2 protein-coding genes are annotated in these 1,477 nt (G+C 67.2%); both read left to right on the top strand.

Going from position 1 to position 1,477, the window contains the following annotated elements:
* The coding region (locus tag LQV45_RS31875; protein WP_253074600.1) for a thiamine pyrophosphate-dependent enzyme at positions 1-762 on the top strand (762 nt) is incomplete at its 5' end.
* A partial coding sequence (locus LQV45_RS31870) for an alpha-ketoacid dehydrogenase subunit beta (protein ID WP_230011451.1) occupies positions 762-1,477 on the top strand: 716 nt, incomplete at its 3' end. The genes LQV45_RS31875 and LQV45_RS31870, both read left to right, overlap by 1 nt.

Here is a 1,477-nt window from a genome sequence, read left to right as displayed (position 1 = left end):
GTCGGGTACGCCATGGGCATCCAGCGGGACCAGAAACTGGCGGCCGCTAACGCCGTCGCCAGCAGTGAGGCGGGACAGGCCGTGGAGCCGAACGCCGCCGTCATGGTCTACTTCGGCGACGGCGCCAGCTCCGAAGGGGACGTCCATGAATCCATGGTGTTCGCCGCTTCCTATCAGGCGCCCGTGGTCTTCTTCTGCCAGAACAACCACTGGGCCATCTCCGTGCCAAGCTCCGTGCAGACCCGCATCCCGCTCGCCAACCGCGCCAAAGGCTACGGCTTCCCCGGCATCAGGGTGGACGGCAATGACGTGATCGCCGTCCACGCCGTCACGGAATGGGCGCTGGAGCGGGCCCGCGAGGGCCATGGTCCCGTACTGATCGAGGCGTTCACCTACCGGGTCGGGGCGCACACCACGGCCGATGACCCCACCAAATACCGCGCATCCGCCGAAGAAGGCCTCTGGCGTGCCAAGGACCCGCTGGCGCGGCTGGAGAAGTATCTCCGGGCCCAGGGCCTCGCGGATGACAGCTTCTTCGAGCAGGTCAAGGCCGACGGCGACGAGCTCGCCGCCTATGTCCGCAAGACCACCCACGACCTCGAAACCCCGGACATCCGGACCGCCTTCGCCAACACCTATGTGGAGGCCCACCCGCTGGTGGCCGAGGAACTGGCCTGGTTCGAGGAATACAGCGCAGGGTTCGCCGATGAGGCGTCCGCCGATGAGGCACGCAGAGCCGAGACAGACAGGGCGGCCCGCTGATGACCACCATGACCATTGCGAAAGCCATCAATGAGGGCCTGCGGGCCACGTTGAACAACAACCCCCGCTCGCTGCTGATGGGCGAGGACATCGGGGCCCTTGGCGGCGTCTACCGGGTCACCGACGGGCTGATCGCCGAATTCGGCGCCGACCGCGTGGTGGAAACCCCGCTGGCCGAATCCGGCATTATCGGCACCGCGATCGGCCTCTCCCTGCGCGGCTACCAGCCGGTCTGCGAGATCCAGTTCGACGGTTTCGTGTTCCCGGGGTTCAACCAGATCACCACCCAGCTGGCCAAGATGCACTCGCGCAGCAACGGCAACCTGACCGTTCCCGTCGTCATCCGGATCCCGTACGGCGGCGGCATCGGCTCCATTGAACACCACTCCGAATCGCCGGAGGCACTGTTCGCCCACACGGCCGGGCTGCGCATCATCACCCCCTCCAATCCGCACGATGCCTACTGGATGATCCAGCAGGCCGTCGACTGCCAGGATCCCGTGATCGTCTTCGAGCCCAAGCGCCGCTACTGGCTCAAGGGCGAGGTCGACACCGAGACTCCGGGCGCGTCCGCTGACCCTTTCAAGGCGCATGTGCTCCGCGAGGGCACCGACGCGACCGTCGTCGTCTACGGCCCGCTGGTGCCCGTGGCCCTCGCAGCGGCCGAGGCCGCCGCCGAGGACGGCCACAGCGTCGAGGTGATCGACCTCCGTTC

It is taken from the genome of Microbacterium sp. Bi128 (genome assembly GCF_918698205.1).
This window is presented reverse-complemented; position numbering and strand designations above follow the sequence as displayed.